Here is a 1,299-nt window from a genome sequence, read left to right on the forward strand (position 1 = left end):
GGTAGTGTTCAAAGTTTTGTGTCTTTTCCTACACTTCCTAAAAACGGGAGAGACACATCATGGCTGATAAATACGAAATTGATATCCAGGCATTCGCCAAAGCGCTGCAGTCCGGGCAAAACCTCAATGGCAAGGATGGCCTGCTCACGCCACTGATCAAGCAGATCACCGAAGCCGCATTGGGAGCAGAGCTGGACGAGCACCTGACGAATGAAACTTCTGCCAACCGCAAGAATGGCACCTCCAGAAAGACGGTCAAAACATCGTCAGGTGAATTTGAACTGGAAACGCCGAGAGACCGTAATGGCACGTTCGAACCTCAGACCGTCAAGAAGTATCAGACCCGCCTGACCGACGAGATGGAGGGGAAGATCCTCTCTCTGTTCGCACTTGGGAACAGCTATCAGAACATCCGAGAACACATCTTAGATCTGTACGGCATGAGTATATCCAACGGCACTATCAACACCATCACCGACCGTTTGGTACCTGAACTCAGAGCATGGCAGGAGCGGGATCTGGAGCCGCTGTATCCCTTCGTCTGGCTGGATGCAATTCACTATAAAATCAAAGAGAACGGTCGCTTCATATCGAAAGCCGTCTACACGATTCTGGGTCTGACCGTTGAGGGTAAAAAAGAGCTGCTGGGGTTGTATCTGTCTGAAAATGAAGGCGCACATTACTGGCTCAGCGTGCTGACCGACCTGCAGAACCGCGGAGTCAAGGACATCCTGATCGCTTCGGTAGACGGCCTGAAAGGCTTCCCGGAAGCCATTGAAACCATCTACCCTGAGACAGAGGTGCAGATCTGCGTCATTCACCAAATCCGCAACTCCATGAAGTACGTTGCGAGCAAAAACCAGAAGGCTTTTATGGCGGATCTCAAGTCTGTCTACAAGGCCGCCACACAGAATGCTGCTGAGCAGGCGCTGGATGAACTGGAAACAAAATGGGGTAAGCAGTACCCGTTGGTCATCAAATCCTGGCGCAGCAAGTGGGACAATTTGTCGGTATACTTCAAGTATCCCGAGCAGATCCGGCGGGCCATCTACACCACCAATGCGGTTGAGGCGGTGCACCGTCAGTTCCGCAAGCTGACCAAAACCAAGGGCGGCTTCGCTAACGAAACCAGCTTGCTGAAGCTGCTCTATGCGGGGATGTTGAAGGCTTCCGAGAAGTGGACGCATCCGGTACAGAACTGGAATCTGACGTTATCCCAATTGAGCCTCCACTTCCCGAACAGGGTCGATCAATATGTGGATCTGTGACTTATGCTGACACAGAACTATGAACACCCTC

At 51.7% G+C, this 1,299-nt stretch carries 1 protein-coding gene; it reads left to right on the top strand.

Translation table 11 applies throughout. The features are described from left to right. The first annotated feature begins 59 nt into the window (after positions 1–59). Complete coding sequence (locus H511_RS0109335; protein ID WP_027252049.1) at positions 60–1,268, top strand: IS256 family transposase; 1,209 nt, start codon at positions 60–62, stop codon at positions 1,266–1,268. The last annotated feature ends 31 nt before the right edge of the window (positions 1,269–1,299 follow it).

Source organism: Photobacterium halotolerans DSM 18316, assembly GCF_000425165.1.
In the GTDB taxonomy this organism is placed as follows: Bacteria; Pseudomonadota; Gammaproteobacteria; order Enterobacterales; family Vibrionaceae; genus Photobacterium; species Photobacterium halotolerans.